Source organism: Bacillus sp. SIMBA_008 (assembly GCF_046535495.1).
Taxonomy (GTDB): Bacteria; Bacillota; Bacilli; order Bacillales; family Bacillaceae; genus Bacillus; species Bacillus subtilis.
The window spans coordinates 1-254 of the sequence record NZ_JAWRWL010000865.1; the positions used below are offsets into that span (position 1 = coordinate 1).

Here is a 254-nt window from a genome sequence, read left to right on the forward strand (position 1 = left end):
CCCATAACGCTCATGGCGAAAGTATACCGTGATGTGTTTCCGGTAGTACACCATGAGCTAGCGGTGTGGAAAGAGCGTGCCTACCATATTCCGAATGATGAGCTTCATAGTCAGGCAATCGCGAGTATTGAGAATAAAACGTTTCATTGCGAAGGCGGTGGTATTTTAGCACTGTTAGCAAATGAGCACCGAGAGGAATGCATTCGTTTTATCGTAGCGTATCAAACAATCAGCGATTATTTAGATAATTTATG

At 43.3% G+C, this 254-nt stretch carries 1 protein-coding gene; it reads left to right on the forward strand.

Annotated elements, in window-relative coordinates:
* Positions 1-254: DUF2600 family protein (locus SB658_RS25810; RefSeq protein ID WP_410603320.1), on the forward strand; the 254-nt coding region annotated here is incomplete at both ends.